The organism is Pseudonocardia nigra (genome assembly GCF_019396355.1).
In the GTDB taxonomy this organism is placed as follows: Bacteria; Actinomycetota; Actinomycetes; order Mycobacteriales; family Pseudonocardiaceae; genus Pseudonocardia; species Pseudonocardia nigra.
This window is the reverse complement of sequence record NZ_JAHKRK010000544.1, coordinates 1-765: the sequence shown is the minus strand read 5'-3', so window position 1 is coordinate 765 and position 765 is coordinate 1. Positions and strand designations below refer to the sequence as shown.

2 protein-coding genes are annotated in these 765 nt (G+C 68.6%); both read left to right on the top strand.

All coding sequences use genetic code 11. From position 1 onward, the window contains the following. Window positions 1-238, top strand: a 238-nt coding sequence (locus KME75_RS42120; RefSeq protein WP_219420671.1) for a hypothetical protein, incomplete at its 5' end; no start/stop codon positions are given. Window positions 239-491: 253 nt separating this feature from the next. Then, a partial coding sequence (locus KME75_RS42115; RefSeq protein ID WP_219420669.1) for a hypothetical protein occupies window positions 492-765 on the top strand: 274 nt, incomplete at its 3' end.

Sequence of the window (765 nt, the reverse complement as noted above, 5' to 3'; positions counted from 1 at the left end):
GTACCTCGTCGAGAAGCCCGCGCTGGGCCGCAAGCACAGCACCGTCCCGGACCGCATCACCGCCGCCCTGAGCCGCGCGGCGCGGCGGAGGCGGGTCCCCGCCCCGGCCGGCGCCGACGCCGTCACCATCCAGCTCGCCGCGGCCGACGCCCCCACCGAACGGCTGCAGCTCGACGAGACCGCGACCCTGCAGCTGCCATCCGTGCGGACGTCGCACCCCCGGGCGAACGGAACCTGACCCGTTACATCTCAGCACCCGCGACAGAGGCTTCAGGTCCACCTCGTCTGAGTCACGGCGGCTCGGATGTCAAGCTACCCCGGGTCGGAAACAGCGAGATCAGAGCGCGGGATCAACATCGGCGTCCGATCGGGCCAGCCATCGCCCGGAGACGACTTCTGCGTGATGGCCAGCGCAACTGCACTTCCGTCACGGCGATAGTTGGGGGCGTCACCGCCGACCCGAGTGCCGAGTTGCAGCGGAGGCAGAAGCAGTGCTGCGTCCAACGATCCAATTCAGCCCGCTGGACAGCGAGCACATGCTGATCGGAGCCCAGCCGTCCTCGCTCACCTCGCCCGACAGCCCGTTGCACGCACTCTCGAACAGCAACGCTTCGCTGATCGACCGCTCCCAGGCGTGCCCCAGGGCCCCGGCGTTGTTGATCTTTGTCCGGTTTGGTCGGATTCAGTTAGATGCCGTACGCGGTGAAGACGTCGTCGCGGTTGAGGAGGTCTCGTCGGGCGTGGGCGATGTTGGCGCGGTCGGCG